This is a genomic window from Methanosphaera sp., from assembly GCF_022768985.1.
GTDB lineage: Archaea > Methanobacteriota > Methanobacteria > Methanobacteriales > Methanobacteriaceae > Methanosphaera.
Genome location: NZ_JALEKL010000005.1, coordinates 1 through 17,687 on the forward strand (window position 1 = coordinate 1; position 17,687 = coordinate 17,687).

General features: G+C 29.6%; 17 protein-coding genes, 1 rRNA gene and 1 pseudogene. 13 read left to right on the forward strand and 6 right to left on the reverse strand.

What is annotated here, in order from left to right:
* Nucleotides 1-2: 2 nt before the first annotated feature.
* From rrf to MRZ80_RS02430, 5 genes are all read left to right on the forward strand, one after another.
* A 5S ribosomal RNA gene (gene rrf, locus MRZ80_RS02410) occupies nt 3-124 on the forward strand.
* A gap of 250 nt (nt 125-374) precedes the next feature.
* Nucleotides 375-1,166 carry a diphthine synthase gene (dph5, locus tag MRZ80_RS02415; RefSeq protein ID WP_292535846.1) on the forward strand — a complete coding sequence of 264 codons (792 nt, stop codon included), beginning with the start codon at nt 375-377 and terminating at the stop codon, nt 1,164-1,166.
* Nucleotides 1,167-1,421: 255 nt separating this feature from the next.
* Nucleotides 1,422-3,131: a hypothetical protein gene (locus MRZ80_RS02420; RefSeq protein ID WP_292535848.1), complete on the forward strand. Its 1,710-nt coding sequence runs from the start codon at nt 1,422-1,424 to the stop codon at nt 3,129-3,131.
* A gap of 134 nt (nt 3,132-3,265) precedes the next feature.
* On the forward strand, nt 3,266-3,832 hold the full coding sequence (locus MRZ80_RS02425) for a hypothetical protein (protein ID WP_292535850.1): 567 nt from the start codon (nt 3,266-3,268) through the stop codon (nt 3,830-3,832).
* A gap of 362 nt (nt 3,833-4,194) precedes the next feature.
* Entirely contained in the window at nt 4,195-4,419 is a 225-nt protein-coding gene (locus MRZ80_RS02430) for a hypothetical protein (protein ID WP_292535851.1), read from the forward strand.
* 55 nt (nt 4,420-4,474) lie between these two features.
* Here the strand turns inward: MRZ80_RS02430 and MRZ80_RS02435 are convergent, their stop codons facing one another.
* The gene (locus MRZ80_RS02435) at nt 4,475-5,236 is read right to left on the reverse strand and encodes a tRNA-guanine transglycosylase (protein WP_366512296.1); all 762 of its coding nucleotides are present in this window, start codon (nt 5,234-5,236) and stop codon (nt 4,475-4,477) included.
* 364 nt (nt 5,237-5,600) lie between these two features.
* Between MRZ80_RS02435 and hdrC the strand changes: the two are divergent.
* The 7 genes and pseudogenes from hdrC to MRZ80_RS02470 form a co-directional block, all read left to right on the forward strand.
* Nucleotides 5,601-6,170 (forward strand): annotated as a pseudogene (gene hdrC / locus MRZ80_RS02440) (CoB--CoM heterodisulfide reductase subunit C); the annotation flags it as partial.
* Between the two features lie 37 nt (nt 6,171-6,207).
* Nucleotides 6,208-7,101 carry a CoB--CoM heterodisulfide reductase subunit B gene (gene hdrB, locus MRZ80_RS02445; RefSeq protein ID WP_292535858.1) on the forward strand — a complete coding sequence of 298 codons (894 nt, stop codon included), beginning with the start codon at nt 6,208-6,210 and terminating at the stop codon, nt 7,099-7,101.
* Nucleotides 7,102-7,402: 301 nt separating this feature from the next.
* On the forward strand, nt 7,403-7,687 hold the full coding sequence (locus MRZ80_RS02450) for a DUF749 domain-containing protein (protein ID WP_292535859.1): 285 nt from the start codon (nt 7,403-7,405) through the stop codon (nt 7,685-7,687).
* Entirely contained in the window at nt 7,680-8,228 is a 549-nt protein-coding gene (locus MRZ80_RS02455) for a DUF2096 family protein (protein ID WP_292535861.1), read from the forward strand. Before MRZ80_RS02450 ends, MRZ80_RS02455 begins: the two co-directional genes overlap by 8 nt.
* A 199-nt stretch (nt 8,229-8,427) precedes the next feature.
* Nucleotides 8,428-9,096 carry a metallophosphoesterase gene (locus MRZ80_RS02460; RefSeq protein ID WP_292535863.1) on the forward strand — a complete coding sequence of 223 codons (669 nt, stop codon included), beginning with the start codon at nt 8,428-8,430 and terminating at the stop codon, nt 9,094-9,096.
* Between the two features lie 24 nt (nt 9,097-9,120).
* The gene (locus tag MRZ80_RS02465) at nt 9,121-10,449 is read left to right on the forward strand and encodes a phenylacetate--CoA ligase (protein WP_292535864.1); all 1,329 of its coding nucleotides are present in this window, start codon (nt 9,121-9,123) and stop codon (nt 10,447-10,449) included.
* 36 nt (nt 10,450-10,485) lie between these two features.
* Nucleotides 10,486-10,914 carry an acetolactate synthase gene (locus tag MRZ80_RS02470; RefSeq protein WP_292535865.1) on the forward strand — a complete coding sequence of 143 codons (429 nt, stop codon included), beginning with the start codon at nt 10,486-10,488 and terminating at the stop codon, nt 10,912-10,914.
* Nucleotides 10,915-10,959: 45 nt separating this feature from the next.
* Here MRZ80_RS02470 and thiD read toward each other — a convergent pair whose 3' ends face one another.
* Together thiD and cofC are read right to left on the reverse strand one after the other, a co-directional pair.
* Nucleotides 10,960-11,745 (reverse strand): bifunctional hydroxymethylpyrimidine kinase/phosphomethylpyrimidine kinase, encoded by a 786-nt coding sequence (thiD, locus tag MRZ80_RS02475; RefSeq protein ID WP_292535867.1) that lies wholly within the window; start codon nt 11,743-11,745, stop codon nt 10,960-10,962.
* Nucleotides 11,726-12,412 carry a 2-phospho-L-lactate guanylyltransferase gene (cofC, locus tag MRZ80_RS02480; protein WP_292535868.1) on the reverse strand — a complete coding sequence of 229 codons (687 nt, stop codon included), beginning with the start codon at nt 12,410-12,412 and terminating at the stop codon, nt 11,726-11,728. Before cofC ends, thiD begins: the two co-directional genes overlap by 20 nt.
* 140 nt (nt 12,413-12,552) lie before the next feature.
* On the opposite strand from cofC, the gene proS reads away from it, so the two are divergent.
* Entirely contained in the window at nt 12,553-13,962 is a 1,410-nt protein-coding gene (gene proS, locus MRZ80_RS02485; RefSeq protein ID WP_292535870.1) for a proline--tRNA ligase, read from the forward strand.
* Between the two features lie 274 nt (nt 13,963-14,236).
* Here the strand turns inward: proS and MRZ80_RS02490 are convergent, their stop codons facing one another.
* From MRZ80_RS02490 to MRZ80_RS02500, 3 genes are all read right to left on the reverse strand, one after another.
* On the reverse strand, nt 14,237-14,446 hold the full coding sequence (locus MRZ80_RS02490) for a histone family protein (RefSeq protein ID WP_292535872.1): 210 nt from the start codon (nt 14,444-14,446) through the stop codon (nt 14,237-14,239).
* Nucleotides 14,447-14,615: 169 nt separating this feature from the next.
* Complete coding sequence (locus tag MRZ80_RS02495) at nt 14,616-15,851, reverse strand: LL-diaminopimelate aminotransferase (RefSeq protein ID WP_292535874.1); 1,236 nt, start codon at nt 15,849-15,851, stop codon at nt 14,616-14,618.
* A 52-nt stretch (nt 15,852-15,903) separates the two neighbouring features.
* Entirely contained in the window at nt 15,904-17,598 is a 1,695-nt protein-coding gene (locus tag MRZ80_RS02500) for a glutamate--tRNA ligase (protein WP_292535890.1), read from the reverse strand.
* Nucleotides 17,599-17,687: the final 89 nt, after the last annotated feature.

The following is a 17,687-nucleotide window of genomic DNA, read 5'->3' on the forward strand; positions in this document are numbered from 1 at the left end:
GGTATGGCGACCAAAGCGATAGGGTCACATCTGATCTCGTCTCGATCTCAGTAATAAAGTCTATCTACGTTCTTGTTGGTACTATAAGCGGTAAACTTATGGGAAGGCTCGAAAGTTGCCAGCCCTTAAAAAAATACAAAAAAAAGCTATTTTTTAAACTAATTTTAACTGATATATTTTTGATTATTTATTTTTATTAATTTTATTTATTTTTTAGTAACTGTTTTTAGAAGTAATTTTATTTTTGTTTTGCAATATTTTCTATTTATTTTTCAATTAATTTTATTATATTTTAATTACATAGATATTATTTAATTTAGACTTTTAATTTTGACTATTTTTTATTAATTTATATTTATGGAGGTTTGTTTTAATTGTTATATTTTATAGGTCTTGGTTTATTTAGTGAAGATGATATTTCTTTTAAAGGTTATAAGGCACTTAAGAGTGTTGATTGTATTTATGCTGAGTTTTATACAGCACGTTTGATGGGTGGTAATATTGATAAGTTGATGGATGAAATTGATGTTCCTTTTATTCAACTTAAACGAGAAGATGTTGAAGATAATAATGTCATAATAAAAGAAGCTATGGATAAGGATATTGCATTTGTTACAGCAGGTGACTCTTTAATGGCAACTACTCATACAGATTTGTATGTTGAAGCTAAAAATAAGGGTATAGAAACATGTGTTATACATGGTAGTAGTATTTTTTCTGCAGCTCCTGGACTTAGTGGTCTTCAAGCATATAAATTTGGTAAAACAACTACTGTTCCATTCCCTGATGAGAACTTCTTCCCACACTCACCATATGATGCTATAAAACAGAATTCAGAAAATGGATTACATACTCTTGTTCTTCTTGATATTCAAGCTCACAAAGATAGATATATGACTGTTAATCAGGCAATTGATTATTTATCAAAAGTTGAAGGTGAACGTAATGAGGGAGTATTTGATGATGATAGAATTGTAATTGGTATTGCTCATGCAGGTAGTGATAAACCTATAGTTAAAGGTGGTCGTGTATGTGATGTTAAAGACTTTGACTTTGGTGAACCACTTCATTGTATGATTGTACCTGGTGATCTTCACTTTATTGAAGCTGAAGCTTTAATTACTCTTGCAGATGTTGATGAAGAACTTCTTAAGGATTTCCTCTAGAAATTTAAATTCATAAGCATCTTTCTTTTTTTCTTATTTTTTTTTATTAAAATTCTAAATTTTAAGTGTTATTTTTAATGTTTTATTGTATATTATTTTTTTATATATTTAAAGAATATTTTTTAGTTATTTTTTTTTATCTTTAATTAGTTTTAAACTAATTTAATAGTTATTATATATACTAAATATTTAGTATTATTTTAAACATACTTTTTATTGTTCAGTTTTTTGAACATATCGAATACTTGGTGGAATATGAAGAATATAAAGAAAAATATTTCAATCATATTTATCTCATTATTTTTCATAACTATAATTACATCAGCTGCAGCAGCAGATGATAATAATATGACAGATACTAATAGTGATAATGAAAGTCAATTATTAGCTTATGATCATTTATATAGTAACTCTGAGTATGCGAAAAATAATCCGATAAGAAGATTGAGAGATCCAGACTTAGACATAAGAAGCGTTGATGAAGAACCATATAGTGAAGAAATAAATATAATTAGTATTTCTAACACTGATAATAATAATAAGACTGTGAAAATTAAACAGCCTAAAACTAACGCTAGTGTAAATGTGGATGTTGATGATTCATTTAAAATACTCGGTAAACTTAAAGCAAATACTATAGTATTTGATGAAAATCAAACCTTGATAAATTCGGGTGTTGTTACCTATTATCTTAATGATGAAGTAATATCTACTCAAAATTTAAATAATGGATTTTCAAGATTAAATTATTCACTAGATCAAACAAAAACAGCAGGACGTTATCTTTTCAAGGTAACATTTACTGATGATGAATATAACTCTAATGAGTTTTCTACTTTCATAAATATTATGCGTAGTGATATTTGTGATGTTACAATTCCATCACAAAATATATATTCTGGTGAAGATCTAGAAATTAAGGCTGATATTTTAGATAAGACTACAAATTCTAAACTACTTGGAAATATTTCAGCTACAGTTGTTATTAATGGACAACCTTTTATGATAACAGATATTGTTGATGGTAAGGTTGATGTTAAAATTGCACAACTTACAGAGGGAATGTATGATATTAAATTATTAATACCTGAAAGTCAACTTTATAATGCTAAAAACATAACAACAACAGCTAAAGTTAAAAATAGACGTGCAAAAATGAATGTTTTCATTGATTCTGGAAATAAAACTATTGATAATATGACAATTCATACAACAGTTGTTGATGAAGATACAAACAATCCTATTAATGGTGGAATTATAGAATTTAGTGAAGATAGTGTTGTTATTGGTGATGCTAATGTTATTAATGGAAGTGCAGATTTAAGCTTTGAAAATCTTGTAATGAATACAGGAATTTATAGGTTTGATGTAGTATATATTTCAAAAAATTATGATGTTATCTCTAAAACTAAAGATATTGAAATAACACATAAAATTGATATGAAAAATATATCACTTGATACAAGGTATGTTGGAATAGGTGAAGATTTAAATATTAATGAAACACTAAAAGATGTAGAAAATAGGGGTATTTTTGATGATGTTGTAGTTGAAGTATTCCTTGATGGTATTAATACACAAAATATGACAATTACAGATAGTCAAATGGATATTTCTATTAATACAGAAAATTTAAATTCAGGTGTTCATGATCTTAAATTAAATCTAATTCCACAACAGGATATTTATAATCCTAATCTAATTAATTCTAAAATTGTAGTAGAAAATGCTACAGTAAGTATGGATATTTTAACTAATCATCCTAAAATTGGTGATGTATTAGATGTTAATTTATTCATTATAGATTATAATATGCAAAATATTAGTGGAAATGTTATTTTTAAATTAAATGGTAAAACACTTAAAGATGAAAATAATAATACTATAAAATTAGATGTTAATAGTAATATCTTAAATTTTAAGTATAAACTTCCAAGTAATATTGGTGCTGGAAATTATATTTAACTGCAATATATACAGCTCCATATCATTTAAGATGTGAAACAAATGGTATATTTAATGTTTCAAGACGTAATCTTGAATCTATAAATATTGCTGATATTAAATTATATGGAGATGAAAAAAACATTCCACTTTCTATGAAAATATGTGATGTTGATGGTATTCAACTTAAAGGAGATATGAAGGTTGTTGTTAAAATTGATGGAAAATCAAATATTAAAACAACTATGAAAGATGGTGTATTGAATTTAAATATTGATACATCAAAGTTAGGATTTAAAAAACATGATGTTGAAGTTATATTTGGTGTAAATTCCAGGTATAATCAGAAATCTATAAAAACATCTATTGATATGACTCCTAATGCTATTGTTTGTGTTGAATTACTTAAACATACCTCAAACATAGAAGTAGTAACCCAAGCTATAGATATGAATAATAAATCTCTTGATGGTTCTATAATTTATAAGCTTAATAGTGTTACAATAAAAGATTCACATAATAATACATTAAAATCACAACTTAAAGATGGATGTGCAAAACTCATTTATAATACATCATCTCTAAAAACTGGTAAGTATAATCTTACAGTTAAATATGTGGGAAGTAATAATTATCAGAAAGAGTGTATTGTTGTATTTGGTGTGGATAGTTTAGATGCTCTTAAAGTTAATAAGTCATCTAAACTTACAATGGTAGAATAAAATATTTTTTCTACCATTATACTTTTTTTTTCAAATATTTTTTATTATTTTATTAAATCTTTAAACCTTATTTTAGTTAGCTATTTTTTTTTAAAGAAAGATTTTAAATATTTCTTACTTTATAATATTACATGATATTTAAAATAATAATTTTCGAGTGATGTATTAAAAAAATGTGTAAAAAAAGAAGTAGTATAATTTTAATTTTGAAGATTTTATTTAAATTTAAGGGATTTTTTAAGTGGTTGTTAAAGCTTAAATTCTCCTTTGATAAGAAGTTTTTGAAGTTAAAATGGTTTTTTGATAAAATAAAGATCTTTTTTAGGATAATAAAAAAGATAGTGTAAAAAGAAGTGTTTTATATGAATAATACAAATAAAGACGTATCTTTTCTGAAGGGTGCCCACATAACTCATGATGTTTATAAAGATATTCAATTTATTCGTGATAATAAGACTTGTTTTTATGAAGTTATATGTACAAAACATGACAATAGTCAATGTCATATTTATATTGGTTATGATGGTGCTGCTGCTCGCAGAACCTATAATCGTATCATGGCATCAGCTAAGTATATTGATGAATAAATTTTTTTTAGGAATATCTTTTCATCCCCCTTCATTATATTTTTTTTACTTTTTTTTAGTATAGTTGTGTGTATTTTTGTAGATAGTTTTGATGATTTTTATCTAGTAGTCTGTGTAGTGTCATTAACTCTGGATGTGTTGCTGCTCTTTGTTCTGTTAGATTTCTTAGTGTTTTGTTTTTCATGTTTTGTTGTATTTCACATATTGTATATTCTAGTTGTTTTATGTTTTCTTTTTCCAGGTCATCTGTCATGTCATATTCACTTGCTGGGTAGATGTTTGTTTGTGTCATTAGGTTGTCATTTTTTGCTTCATATATTGCACGTGATGTATCAAAGATGTCTATTCCTATGTATGCTAGTATTGGTATGATTTGTGTTGTTGCAAATGGGAAGTATAGTGTTGTGTTTGGGTTTATGTTTTCTCGTACATTGATTATTATTTCTAGTAGTTTTTCTGGATTTCTTTGTAGTTCATCTGTATTTGCAAATGTTAGTTTTGTGTAGTTTAGTTTTTCTAGTTGTTTTGCACATTCTACTCTTAGGTCTGTGTATTGTGCTCCTTGTATTACTGCTATTTTTGTTTTGTCTTCTTCTTTTTTTGCAAGTTCTATTGTTTTTCGCATGTTTTCTTCGGCTATTTCTTTTTGTATTTTAAATGGTGTTGCTATATTTTCTACTGTGTCTAGTTGTTTGTAGTTTATTATGTTTGGTGTTTGCATTTCATCTTGTTGACCTATTCTTGCAGGTCCATCATGTGCTTTTATTTTCATCATTTTATTTTCTACATCCTTTAAGTTTTTTTTGTTTATGTTTATATTTTTTGTTTTTTATATGGTATTATCTTTTATAGATTAATTTCATTTTTTTTTAGTTGTACCTAAGATGTGTGTAACCTTTAAGGTTACACAGTGTAGTTTTTTTGAAACCTTTAAATACTAAACTTAAAAAAATTAATAAGTAGAGATTTATACAATGGAAAAATCATTTTGTAAATTTCTACAAGTTAACTATTAAAAATTTATCCAAATTGGATTTGATAAAAAATAAAAATAGGATGTGTTTTTTTATCAAAATCCACATCTAATAAAAAAAATATTTTTTCTTGGATGTAAAATATTTTAAATTTAAAAATAACAATTATAAATTTATTTTTTATATTGTGTATTTTATTAATGGAGTGAAAAAATGACATTATTAAACGAAAGTGATTATTTAGTAACAGACGCAGATGTAGATCTTTCATTTAAAGATGAAATTATGGCAAATGGAAGTGAATCATTAGCAGTATGTTATCAATGTGCAACCTGTTCAGGAGCATGTCCTTCAGGTAGAAGAACACCATACCTAATCAGAAAATTAGTAAGAAAAGCATTAATGGGATTAAAAGAAGACGTAATTTCAGATGACGCAATCTGGATGTGTACAACCTGTTACGCATGTCAAGAAAGATGTCCTCGTGATGTAAAAATTGTAGAAATCGTAAAAGCTGTAAGAAACGTAGCAGCACACGAAGGCTACATGGCATTAGCACACAAAAAAACTGGTTCTTTCGTAGCAAAAACCGGTCACGCAGTACCAATTAACGATAAAGTAAAAGCTTTACGTGCAGAAATCGGACTCCCTGAAGTACCACCTACAACAATCAGCGATGAAGCAGCTTTAGAAGAAGTACAAACTTTAATTAAAGCTACAAAATTCGATGAATTAATAGGTTACGACTGGAACACCGGTGACCTTAAAGAAGAATAAGTTTTTAATTGAAAATTTTTAATTAGGAGGATAAATTATGGCATATGCTTACTTTTTAGGATGTATAATGAACAACAGATACCCAGGTATCGAAAAAGCTACAAGAGTTTTAATGGAAAAACTAGGCGTAGAATTAAAAGACATGGAAGGAGCTTCATGTTGTCCAGCACCTGGAGTATTTGGATCATTTGATAAAGAAACATGGGCAACAATCGCAGCAAGAAACATAACAATTGCTGAAGATATGGGTGGACAAATATTAACAGAATGTAACGGATGTTTCGGATCATTACACGAAGCAAACAACGCATTAAAAGAAGATGAAGAACTTAAAGAAAAAGTAAACGGATCTTTAAAAGAAATCGGAAGAGAATTCCAAGGAACAACCGATGTAAGACACTTCGCAGAAGTATTATACAACGAAGTTGGACTTGAAAAAATCGCTGAAACCTTTGAAAAAGATTTAAACTTAAATGTTGCTGTACACTACGGATGTCACTTCCTCAAACCTAGTGACGAAGTACAAATCGACAACCCTAAAAACCCAACAATTCTTGATGAACTTGTAGAAATTACAGGTGCAAAATCTGTACCTTACCAAGACAAAATGATGTGTTGTGGAGCAGGTGGAGGTCTAAGAGCAAGAGATCTTGAAGTAACAACAAGTTTCACACATGAAAAACTTGAAAACATGACCAAAGCTGGCGTAGATGCAATCGTAGATGTTTGCCCATTCTGTCACATGCAATTTGATGCAGGACAAGTAGAAGTAAACAACCAATACGACACAAACTACGAAATCCCAGTATTACACTTAGCTCAATTATACGGATTAGCAATGGGACTTTCACCAGAAGAATTAACACTTGACAAACAAGTAGTTGATCCTACTGAATTAGTTGAAAAAATGAACAGTCCTAGAGAAGAATAAGACTTTTTATTTTAATGTCTAAAATTCTTAAAAAAAGGAAGGGAATAAGATCTATCTTTTATGGTATTTCTTATTCCCTTTTTTTTATTTAAAATATCATCACCTATAACTAAGATAAATTATTCAAACTAACACTATTTTTTAGTAAATTATACACTATTTTTATAAAAAAAAGCATATTTAGATATAATAATAATGACAAATAGAATATTAAATATAATAATATTAAAAATATAAAAAAAAATAAGATTTAGAAAATAAAATAAATCAAAATAATATATACTTAATATGGAGTGAAAATATGCAGAAATTTATAGTAGAACTGATAGGAGTATTTAAACAACGAGATTTACCAGAAGATTATGAAAAATTTGTAGAATACAAAGCAACAATTGAAAATAAAGAAATCGAAGATAACACACCTATTGCTGTATTAAAAGTAAAAGATACTACAAGTTACCATATCTTATTCTTAGATAGTTACTCCTCAATGGAAGAAATTGATAAAGAAATTGAAGAATCACTTGATGGACAAATCTACAACTTCAATATTCGTAACATACTAGAAGGTCATCTCAATGGATAATCGTGATTCTACACAACATCCATTGTATCTTAAATGGACTGTACTAGATCACTTACTTAAAGTTCTTACAAAAACATATGAAATTCCAAAAAACATAATCAAAGATCTTCAACTTGCACGTGCTCTTACAAACTTCTACCTTGAAAATCCAGAAGAACCTGATAGATATGCAGAACTTCCACGTATAAATGGACTTCTCAGAGATGTAGAACAATACCTTATGCTTATATCAAAAAGCCAGGGTGAGGAATTTGTTAAAGAATGGGAAGAAAAAATTCTTCTTGCATCACAGGGAAAAGAAGTATTTAAGCCAATAAAAATACAATCTAAATTTATTGCTGGTATGCCTGCAAACTTTGATTTTGTAAGATTTAATTTCAAAGAACCTATAGCTGAGGAAAGATTTATTGAAGTATGTGAATATGAAAATGTTATCATTGAATTTGATGATAATGATACATCAATATTTGTCTTTGGTGAAAAACCTCAAATTACAAGTGCTCTTAAAGAATTAAGTCCATTTTTTGCAGAACAGATGTAGAGTATAAAATTACAAATTTTTATTTTTTTTAACCACCATAATTCTTTTTTTTCTTACCTTTTTTTGTTATTAAATTTTATTAATATTAAAAAATAGATTATTTTACATAGAATTAATTGAAAATAATATTTTTTACTTTTTTAGATTTAAAATAAATTAGATAGAGATTATTAAATAAAATTAAGGGGAGATTATATTTATGAAAATATTAGCTATTTCAGATATTCACAGTGCTCCTGAGAAGGTATATTCATATCTTGATGGAAATGTTGTTGATTATATAATAGTTATTGGTGATGTTACAGAGTTTGGTCCTGAAGATCTTTTTATTGATACATTAAATAAATTCTCAGAATATGCACCAGTATATGCTATCTTTGGAAATTGTGATCCTGAAAATGCAGATTCATTAATTGATAAATCAGAAGCAATTAATATACATAATAGATGTATAAAACTTGAAGATATCACACTCGTTGGATATGGTGGATCTAATGTGACACCATTTGACACTCCAAATGAATATAGCGAAGAATGCGTATATGAAAATTTAAGTAAATTTAGTGATGATCTTAAAGATGATAACTTTACAATTCTTATAACACACGCACCAGCATATGGAACAGGTGCAGATGTTATACCATCAGGAGATCATGTAGGAAGTAAATCAATACGAAAAATTATTGAACAAACCCAGCCAACACTAAATCTATCAGGACATATCCATGAAGCAATAGCAGAAGATAAAATTGGTGAAACAATAGTACTAAATCCTGGTGATGTAGCAAGTGATAATGCAGCAATGATAGAACTGACAGATGATGATATTAAAAATAAAAAAGTAAATATTTCAAAATTTAAATTATAATAAAAATTAATTAGAGGTTAATATATGGTACAACTAAGCGATGATGAAGTTTACATATTTAATGAAGAAAGAGAATGTATGAGCCGTGAAGAGCTTAAAGAATTACAACTAAGAAGACTACAAAAATCAGTAAAATATGCATATGAAAATGTGGACTTCTACAGAAACTTATATGATGAACATGGAGTATCACCAGATGATATAAAAACACTAGAAGATATCCAGAAACTTCCATTTATTACAAAAGATGATCTTAGAAAAACATATCCATTCAAACTACAAGCAGCACCAAAAGAAGACTGGAAAGAAGTACACTCAACAAGTGGAACAACAGGAATTCCAACAGTAGCAGCATATACACAGAAAGATCTTGACATCTGGGCTGAAGTTACAGCAAGAGGACTTGCAAGTTGTGGTGTTAAAGAAAACAGTATTGTAAATGTAGCATATGGATTTGGACTTTTCACAGGTGGACATGGAGCACAATATGGAGCACAAAAAATTGGAGCACTAGCAGTTCCTATGTCATCAGGAAATACAAAAAGACAGATAAACTTCCTTAAAGATCTACCAGCAGACTTCCTTTGTTGTACACCATCGTTTGCATTATACCTTGCTGAATGTATGGAAAAAGAAGGAATGGATCCTAAGCAATTACCACTTAAAGGTGGAGTATTTGGAGCTGAAATGTGGTCTGAGGAAATTAGACAAAAACTTGAAGATAAACTTGACATCTCAGCACAAAACATCTATGGATTAACAGAAGTAATAGGTCCTGGAGTATCAACAGAATGTCATATAAAAGAAGGAATGCACATTGCAGAAGATCACTTCTATCCTGAAATTATTGACCCTGAAACACTCGAAGTACTACCTGAAGGTGAAGAAGGAGAAATAGTTTTCACATCCCTTACAAAAACAGGTATGCCTGTAATAAGATACAGAACAAAAGATCTTACATCACTTAACTATGAAAAATGTAAATGTGGAAGAACAACAGTTCGTATGAATAGAATTAAAGGAAGAAGCGATGACATGCTTAAAGTAAAAGGTGTAATTGTATTCCCTAAACAGATTGAAGAAGTTATCATGAAAGAAGATCTTCTTGCATCTGCATACCAGATTATTGTTTCAAGACCTGGAACACTTGATGAAATTGAAGTACAAGTTGAAATTGACCAGGCAAACTTTACAGATTCAATGATAGATCTTGAAGAATTTAGAAATAAAATTGCTAAAAATATACGTGAAGTAATTGGAATTGGTGTAAAAGTAACACTTGCTGAACCTTACTCAATACCAAGAAGTGAAGGTAAAGCACAGAGAGTTATTGATAAAAGAGATTTCAGTTAAAATTAAATAAAAAAATTATGGAAGGAGATAGTAATTATGCAACTTAAACAAGTATCAGTGTTTTTAGAAAATAAAGAAGGAAGACTTCAAAAAGCATTAAAAACACTTGCAGATAATGAAATTGATATAAGAGCTTTATCAATTGCAGATACATCAGAATTTGGAATTCTTAGAATGATTGTATCAGAACCAGAAAAAGCAAAAGATGTACTTCAAGATGAATTTGCAGTAAGTCTTGCTGAAGTTCTTGCAATAGAAGTTGAAGATCAACCAGGTGGACTTGAAGGTGCACTTAGCATACTTACAGATAATAACTTAAATGTTGAATATGTTTATGCATTTGTAGATAAAATTACACAAAAAGCTTTAGTTGTTCTTAAAACAGAAGATAATGATAAAGCAACTGAAGTATTAATACAAGCTAATATTTCAGTAATTAAAAGTTCTGATGCATATACATTATAGAAACTTTTAAACTTCCTTAACCTCCCCAACTTTAATTATTTTTTTTTAGAATTTATTTGAAAACTGGTATGGTGTATTGTAAAATCCATTTCTTATTGCATCTTGTATGTATTCATTTGAAAGCTTACATGCATCAACAATATCATATCCTTGTATTAGTCTACTTGTTAGTGCTGCTGAATAGTTACATCCTGTTCCATGGGTATTGTCTGATTTTATTATTTTACCCTCAATTAGTGATATTTCACCATCATGACATACCACATCATTTCCATGCATATGTCCTCCTGTAATAATACAGTTACACTTTTTATTTAATTTTAATGCAGCATCAATCATATCATCTTGTGTATCTATTTTATGACCTATTATTTCTTCTGCTTCATATACATTAGGTGTTGTTAAATATGCATCCTTTAGCAAATATTTATTAAGACAACTTGCAAAACAATCACCTGCAAGAGTACAGCCACTCTCTGAAATCATAACAGGGTCAACAACAGCCTTAAGGTTATACTCACGAATCTTACCAGCCACAGCCTTAACAATATCCTCAGAATATAAAACACCAGTCTTCATATATTCAACAGGATAAACATCCATAATTCTATCAATTGCATCTTCAATATAACTTACATCAACTTTTTGAACCATACTTACATTAAATGGATTTTGTGATGTTAAAGTAGTAGTAACACATGTAGCATAAATTCCATGAGCATGAAAACTTTTCAAATCAGCAAGAATTCCAGCACCACCTGATGGGTCAAGACCAGCAACAGACATAGAACACAACTTACCACTAAATTTATCAATCTTCTCTAAAGACATATAACCTCTCCTTTCCATGATTATTTAAAACATTAACACCTAACTTTTTAAGATACATATATGTATCTGTTAATTTTCCATGTAATAATAACTCGCCAAGATCCTGTGGTGTATTAATATCAAGAGATAAGAAAAATGAATCATACACATTAACTCTACATCCAAGATCTTCTGCCTCATCAATATGTTTAAAGAAACTAAATTCACCAAACTTTGGAATAAAATCATACTTACCTTTAAAATATAACATATTAGTTCCACCACCACGAGATGGAGCAATAATAAAATCATACACATCATGATCTTTAATATATTCAATATTACTCCTTGTTATAAGTGGAATATCAGCAGGAACAATAACAATATCACAATACTCAAATTCACACTTTGCAAAGTTGATACAATCAAGGAGTGCACAATTAAGATAATTACCACTATGCTCATGTTCCATAAATGTTGTTAAATTAAGATCACATCCAAAATCTAGAACTTCTGAGTCCTTACTTGTAATTATAATCTCTTCAACAACACCAGTAATATTTTTAACAATATCCTTAAGCATACATTTAAGAAGATTCTTACGTTCATCTTCTGAAAGAAATGGTGAAAGACGTGTTTTTGATGTGTTAAAACTTGAAACAGGTATTATTACAACTAAATTATTCATATTAAATACTATTGTTATAAAAAAGATAAATAATTAACCCCAACAATCAAGTTTAATATAAAATTTCATTAAAGAAATTTTCTTAAATTTTATTATCATAAAAAAACATAAATATATAGTAATAATAAAACGGTGAGTTAATGAAAAATTTTAGTGAATGGTTTCATAACATATTAGAAGAAGCAGAAATTATAGATTCAAGATATCCAATAAAAGGTATGAGTGTATGGCTACCAAGAGGATTTCAAATAAGAAAAAACATGCTAAATACACTAGAAGAAATGCTAAATAAAGAACATGAAGAAGTACTCTTCCCAATGCTTATACCACAAAGTGATCTTGCAAAAGAAGCAATCTATGTAAAAGGATTTGAAGATGAAGTATACTGGGTAACAAAAGGTGGAGCAAATGAACTTAATGAAAAACTTGCTCTAAGACCAACAAGTGAAACATCAATCTATCCAATGTTTGCTCTATGGGTACGTTCACACATGGATCTTCCAATAAAAGTATATCAAACTGTAAGTACATTTAGATATGAAACAAAACATACAAGACCACTAATACGTGTACGTGAAATAACAACATTTAATGAAACACACACAGTACATGCAACAGCTGAGGAAGCAGAAGAACAAATGAAAACAGGAATTCAAATCTATTCTGACTTATTTGACAAACTTGCAGTACCATACACAATAAGTCAAAGACCAGAATGGGATAAATTCCCAGGATCTGAATATACAATAGCATTTGATATGATAATGCCAGATGGAAAAACACTCCAAATAGGAACAGTACACAACCTTGGAACAACATTTGCAAAAACATTTGACATAACATATGAAGATGAACAATCAGAACACCAATATGTATATCAGACAACATATGGACTATCAGATCGTGTAATAGCAGCAGTAATTGCAGCACATGGTGATGAAAAAGGACTTGTTCTTCCACCAATTGTAGCACCTGAGGAAGTAATGATTGTACCAATTATCTTCAAAGAAAACCAGGATGATGTACTTGCATTTACAGATGCACTAGAGGCAAAACTACAAGATGCAGGAATACGTACAAAACAAGATAAACGTGACATAAGACCTGGTAAAAAATACTATGAATGGGAAAACAAAGGAGTACCACTCAGAGTTGAAGTAGGACCAAGAGATCTTGAAAATAAAAAAATTGTATTAAACAGACGTGATACTGGTGAGAAAATATTCATGGACTACAATGAAGATACAGTAGTAGATGATATACAAGCAGTACTTGATCAAATCACAGAAGATCTTAAAGTAAAATCAAATAAATTCCAGGAAGATAAAACACACTACGTTGAATCACTAAAAGCAGTATCAAAAACCATCAATAAAAAAGGTGGAATTGTAACATTTAACTGGTGTGGAGATACTGAGTGTGGTAAACAAATTGAAGAAGAATTTAACATAGACATTCTTGGAACACAACCACAAGTTGAAGTTGAAGGAGAATGTATCCACTGTGGAAAAGAGGCAAAACACAGAGCACTTGTATCAAAAACATACTAAGAATATTATGAAATTCTTTTTAAAATATAACCTCCCCCCCCTTTTTTTTATTACCTTTTTTTTGGGAAAAATATTTTCATGTAAAAATAAGATTATAATTTTTATATCAATAAAATAAGCTAATTTTTTTTTAGAATATATATTTAAGAAAAAAAATTATGTAATTGTTTGAAAAATAGTGTAAATAAAATTTTATAAAAAAAGTGTTTGTTTTTTAGATAAAAAAAGAATGGAATCTTTTTTATCTAAATTATTTTTTTTTAAATTAGCACACTTAGTAGAAGTGTTTTAATGCTAATTCTACGTCTTCTGGCTGAATTGTTTTGCGATCTGCGTGGTTTGCTAAGTCAATAGCAGCAGTTGCTAATTTTTTTGCGTAAGCTTCTACAGCTTCAACAAGTTTTTCTTCAGCGTTTTTACTAATTCTTTCTGCACCTGCAGCTTTTGCGATTCTTGTTACTGGTGCTTTTGGTATTTCTGTCATCTTTTTTCAACTCCTATTTTCTATTATGTACTATGTATTATTTAAGTATTTCTTATTATTACCCTATTTTAGGGCTATTTTTAGTATATTTTAGCTATTTTTCCATATTTTTTAAGATAATTTTACTAAAAAAAATAAAAAAGTATTAATTAATTATTTAATTAATTAATTAAAATTCAAGTTTACTTATTCTTTCCATTGCCTGTTGTGTTTTTTCATATGTGTTGAAAGCTGTAAGTCTTATGTATCCTTCACCACTTGGACCAAATCCTGCACCTGGTGTACTTACAACGTTTGCTTCATTTAGAAGTAAATCAAAGAATGCCCAGGAGTCTATGTCATTTGGTGTTTTTACCCATATGTATGGTGAGTCTACTCCACCATATACATCAAGTCCTATTGCCTCAAGACTTTCACGTATGAGTTGTGCATTTTTAGCATAGTAGTCGAGGTTTTCTTGTGTTTCTTTTTTACCTTCTGGTGTGTAGATTGATTCTGCAGCACGTTGTACAGGGTATGATACTCCGTTGAATTTTGTTGATTGACGTCTGTTCCATAGTGGTGTTAGTTGTACATCTTCACCTTTTGAGTTTTTAATTATTAATTCTTCTGGAACTACACAGTATGCACAACGTGTTCCTGTGAAACCTGCTGTTTTTGAGTAACTTCTAAATTCTACTGCTACTTCTTTTGCACCTTCTACTTCATAGATTGAATGTGGTACATTTTCAGTTTTGATAAATGCTTCATATGCTGCATCAAAGAGTATGATTGCATCGTTGTCTTTTGCATAGTCGATCCATTCTTTAAGTTGATCTTTTGTTAGTGTTGTTCCTGTTGGATTGTTAGGGTAGCATAGGTAGATGATGTCTACATCTTCTTTTGGAAGTTCTGGTACAAAGTTGTTTTCTGCTGTTGCAGGTAGGTATACTATGTTTTCATAGTGTTGTCCATCATCACTCATTTCTCCACTACGTCCTGCCATTACATTACTGTCTACATATACAGGATATACTGGGTCTGTTACTGCAATTATGTTGTCTTTTGCAAATAGTTCTTGGAAGTTTCCTGTGTCACATTTTGCACCGTCACTTATGAATACTTCTGTGTTTTTAAGTTCTACACCTAGTGGTTTGAAGTCATTTTCAATGATTGCATCAATAAGGAAGTCATATCCTTGTTCTGGTCCATATCCACGGAATTTTTCTGCATCTGCCATTTCATCTACTGCATCTTTGTATGCTTTTATTACAGTTTTTGATAATGGTTTTGTTACATCTCCAATTCCCATTTTTATAAGATCTACATCTGGGTTTTGATTTTGGAATTCATCTACTCTTCTTGCTATTTCTACAAATAGGTAGTTGTTTTGTATTAAGTCAAAGTTTTCATTTACTTTTACCATGTTTTCACCTTAAATATTTTATTTTTTTTATATATTTTTATTGGAATTGATTTTAGTTGTGTGTGTAGTAAAATACGAGTTCATCGTCTGTTTTTGCATCAAGACGTGCAAATCCAAATCTTTCAAGTTGTACAATATCATCAACTTGTGCATCTTTTGCATCTGCTTCTATGTATCCTTCAATTTCTGTGCTATCTTGCATTACTACTTTTGCTTTTATTGCATCTTGTGTTGGACTCCATTGGATGATTGATGCTTTTTGTTTTTGTGCATCTTCTAGTGTGTAGCTGTTATATTTTGCTATGTCATCTTTGCTTATGTCGATATTTACTAAGTCCATTAGTCTTAATGGTTTTTGTGATGTTTTTGCCTTGTCATAGTCATCTTTTGGAATGTATGCTGTTTTGTTGAAGTTAAGTTTTCTTAGTCCTTTTTCTGGTTTGTTGTAGTGTAGTTCACGTTCTATTGTTTGTTGTACTTTGTCATCTGGTATATCTTCTATGTCTACTTCTACTGCATTTGGTATGAAGAAGTATCTGTTTGTGTTTTCTTCGATTATGTTACGGTTTAGTCCGTATACTTTCTTCCAGCTTACTGTTGCATCTGCTTGTTTTGGTCCTATTTCTTCGATTAATTCATAGAGTGCTTCTTTTTTAATTCCACGTCTTGCTATTGCACGGATTGTTCCTAGTCTTGGGTCATCCCATCCTGAATATGTGCCGTCAGCTATACCTGCACGTGCTTTTGATGTACTTAATTCTACATCATCCATTTTTAGACGTCCGTAGTGTATGAATTCTGGTACTTCCCATCCGAAGTGTTTATATAAGTATGCTTGTTTTTCACTATTTGCTAGGTGATCTTTTCCACGTAAAACATGTGTTAGTCCGAGAAGATGATCATCTACAGTAACTGAAAAGTTCATCATAGGATATATTCTGTATTTATTTCCTACTCTTGGATGTTCTTCATCAACAAGTCTCATTGCAGCCCAGTCACGGATAGCAGGGTTTTTATGGTTGATATCTGTTTTTACACGAAGTACAGCTTCTCCTTCTTTCATCTGGTCAAATTCATTCCAGAGTTTAAGGTTTTCCTCTACTGTGTTATCACGACATGGACATGGTGTACAACTATCTTTTAGTTTTTTAAATTCTCCACCATCACATGTACACATGTATGCTGCACCAAGTTCTATTGCTTTAACTGCATATTCATAGTATATTTCCATACGGTCTGATTGTGTAATAATTTCATCAGGTTCAATACCAAGCCATTTGATATCTTCAACTATTGATTCATATGCATCAGGATCTACACGTTTTGGATCTGTATCTTCTATTCTTAAGATAAGTTTTCCACCATATTTTTCCTGGTATAATTTATTAAGTATTGCTGCTCTTGCATGACCTATGTGTAATGGTCCTGAAGGGTTTGGTGCAAATCTTAATACTACACCATCTTCTGTATTTTTAAGTTCTGGTAGACCTTTTGGTTTTGTATTTTCTCTTTTATGTTCTTGTACTCCACCATATTTTTCAAGTTCAGCTTTCTGTTCATCAGGTGAGAGTTTGTTAACTTTTGCTGTCATCTTTCCAGCAATCATTGATACTGTCTTTGGATCTTTTCTCATTTCAGGATTTTTTGACATTACCATCCCAATAACAGATCCTGTTTGACATTGATTTGAATGCTCAACAGCATTTGTTAGAGCATATTTATAAATAGTTTCTTCAATATCCATTATCTATTCATCCATATCTTTTATTTTAGTTTTTAATATTGTAATATTAAAATAAATTTTATTCAATCTTATGAAAAATTCAACTAAAAGTA

Bases quoted from the DNA above. Each gene is read 5' to 3' on its own strand.
- MRZ80_RS02420 (WP_292535848.1), top strand. From the start codon at position 1,422: ATGAAGAATATAAAGAAAAATATTTCAATCATATTTATCTCATTATTT.
- MRZ80_RS02425 (WP_292535850.1), top strand. From the start codon at position 3,266: ATGAAAATATGTGATGTTGATGGTATTCAACTTAAAGGAGATATGAAG.
- MRZ80_RS02465 (WP_292535864.1), top strand. From the start codon at position 9,121: ATGGTACAACTAAGCGATGATGAAGTTTACATATTTAATGAAGAAAGA.
- MRZ80_RS02460 (WP_292535863.1), top strand. From the start codon at position 8,428: ATGAAAATATTAGCTATTTCAGATATTCACAGTGCTCCTGAGAAGGTA.
- MRZ80_RS02490 (WP_292535872.1), bottom strand. From the start codon at position 14,446: ATGACAGAAATACCAAAAGCACCAGTAACAAGAATCGCAAAAGCTGCA.
- MRZ80_RS02470 (WP_292535865.1), top strand. From the start codon at position 10,486: ATGCAACTTAAACAAGTATCAGTGTTTTTAGAAAATAAAGAAGGAAGA.
- MRZ80_RS02450 (WP_292535859.1), top strand. From the start codon at position 7,403: ATGCAGAAATTTATAGTAGAACTGATAGGAGTATTTAAACAACGAGAT.
- MRZ80_RS02455 (WP_292535861.1), top strand. From the start codon at position 7,680: ATGGATAATCGTGATTCTACACAACATCCATTGTATCTTAAATGGACT.
- MRZ80_RS02430 (WP_292535851.1), top strand. From the start codon at position 4,195: ATGAATAATACAAATAAAGACGTATCTTTTCTGAAGGGTGCCCACATA.
- hdrB (WP_292535858.1), top strand. From the start codon at position 6,208: ATGGCATATGCTTACTTTTTAGGATGTATAATGAACAACAGATACCCA.
- proS (WP_292535870.1), top strand. From the start codon at position 12,553: ATGAAAAATTTTAGTGAATGGTTTCATAACATATTAGAAGAAGCAGAA.
- thiD (WP_292535867.1), bottom strand. From the start codon at position 11,745: ATGTCTTTAGAGAAGATTGATAAATTTAGTGGTAAGTTGTGTTCTATG.
- MRZ80_RS02495 (WP_292535874.1), bottom strand. From the start codon at position 15,851: ATGGTAAAAGTAAATGAAAACTTTGACTTAATACAAAACAACTACCTA.
- cofC (WP_292535868.1), bottom strand. From the start codon at position 12,412: ATGAATAATTTAGTTGTAATAATACCTGTTTCAAGTTTTAACACATCA.